2 protein-coding genes are annotated in these 1,787 nt (G+C 67.8%); one reads left to right on the top strand and one right to left on the bottom strand.

Going from position 1 to position 1,787, the window contains the following annotated elements:
* Positions 1–403 precede the first annotated feature (403 nt).
* Positions 404–994, bottom strand: coding sequence for a DUF6083 domain-containing protein (locus VR44_RS49405; protein WP_425424571.1), 591 nt, complete (start codon positions 992–994; stop codon positions 404–406).
* A gap of 383 nt (positions 995–1,377) precedes the next feature.
* On the opposite strand from VR44_RS49405, the gene VR44_RS46230 reads away from it, so the two are divergent.
* On the top strand, positions 1,378–1,787 hold a 410-nt coding region (locus tag VR44_RS46230), incomplete at its 3' end, for a DciA family protein (protein ID WP_169791095.1).

Raw genomic sequence — 1,787 nt, 5'->3', positions numbered from 1 at the left:
GTGAAGCTGGTGCTCTGCTCCCCGCGCCTGCGGGGATGACCCCTCGGTTCAGGTAGACGGACACGGCGGCCATGCCTGGTCCCCGCACCCGCGGGGATGACCCCGCGGCCGGGTCGACGACCTCGACGAACCCGCCCTGCTCCCCGCACCCGCGGGGATGACCCCGCCGCGCTGATGAGGTAGGCCGGTCTGACGTGGCGGATGTGACCGTGGCGGATCGTGTCGAAGTGCCACACTCGCGCGGGTGGGCGTCTGGCGCGGTGCTGCCGACACTGTGTGCGGAGCACCGTTGACTGCGCCAGCGCACGCTCTTCTGATAGCTGGTGGCGTTCAGGCTCCAGACCCACATCGTCTGGCCTTCCCACAAGCCAGGGCCCCTGGCCCACCCTCGGGGGTGCGGGACTTACTGTTCCGCCATTCGCCCTGGTAGAGCACGTGTGGATCCACGATGGGGTTGGCGCAGAGTTCGCCCGAGGCGTGGGCCTGCGCTACGCACAGGAGTTCGTCGATGGTCGTGGGCCACCAAGTACACGGAGTGGTAGGCGTCACGTCCTGACACGGCAACCTGCTCGGCGTCTCCGCTACGGTCTCCTCGTCCTCCGTCTCCACCAGGGGAGCGCTGAAGCGCCTCGCGGATGGCGGCCTGCATGTTCAGCGAGGACTGGCGGTACAAGTCGGCCAGACCTGGATCCTTGAACTCCTCGTGTTCCAGCCCGGGGCACACAACCGGATGGGGAATCCAGCAGGTGTCGCCGTTGGATCCTGCTCGCGCGAGGCCGGCGTCGACGTTCCATCGGACGTGGGCAGGGACGCGAGCCGCGGGGAACTGCTTGGGGATGAGGGGGATACGGCCGCCATCAGCCCGGTCGAACCACCAGATCCGGTTGAAGCAGTACAGGCAGCGGCCCACGTTGTCGCCGCGTAGCGCCTTCGAAGGCGTGCGGGTGAAGGCGCATGGACTGCGGCAACTGGCTGCTTCTGTCCCACGGAGCAGGCGTAGTCACGAATCCATTCGTAGAGCGTCGCGCACCCTCTGTCGGTGAAACCGCGAGAGCCGAACCGATTCCGGGACCGCTGGCTGGATCCTGGCAGCTGCGGCCGCGGTTGAAGGTTGTCGACAATGAGGCTTCGGCCAAGGGCAGGGGTCTCCTGATCCGCTCCCCGAAAGGTCGCTCGCGGGGGCCTAGTGTGGGGTTTGAGTCTCACCAGGGGGGCAACGTCGTGACCACGTATGGCCGTAACGTCGCGCGAGTGCCGAATTCGACGAACCTCGCAGCGCTTGTGCTCCGGCAGGCGCGGGAGGACGCAGGTCGGCGAAGGGGGTCTCCGACCCCTGCGGCACGACGGAAGCGGCCCCCAAGCAGCGCGGGGGGCCTCGTGGACTTCCGAAGTGCGCTCCGGGAGGTTCTGCAGGAACGCGGGTGGGCCGGTCCGGCGCAAGCGGACCTCCTCGCCCGCTGGCCGGAGATCATGGGTCCGGACCTGGCGTTGCGCCTTCCGGTGGTCCATTTCGAAGCCGGACAACTTGTCCTGCAGCCCGATTCCCGGGCCTGGGAGACCCAGGCCAGACTGCTGGCACCCCTGCTGATGCAGCGCTTGAACCAGGAACTGGGTGAGAACAGCGTGCGCTTCGTCCGGGTCCTGAAGGCGCAGCCAGGCCCTCTGCTGACACTGACCAGCCTTGATGAGCCGACGAGGGTTCTCCATCGTTCGTTGCGGAATCGGCAGGACGATGAAGCTGTGACCGGCGCGGTACGGCGGCAGAGCGCCGCCGTACCGCGCGAACC

Origin of the sequence: Streptomyces katrae (assembly GCF_000966975.1) — a bacterium.
Lineage (GTDB): Bacteria > Actinomycetota > Actinomycetes > Streptomycetales > Streptomycetaceae > Streptomyces > Streptomyces katrae.
Note: the sequence above shows the minus strand (reverse complement) of the source record. Positions and strands in the feature narration are given on the sequence as shown.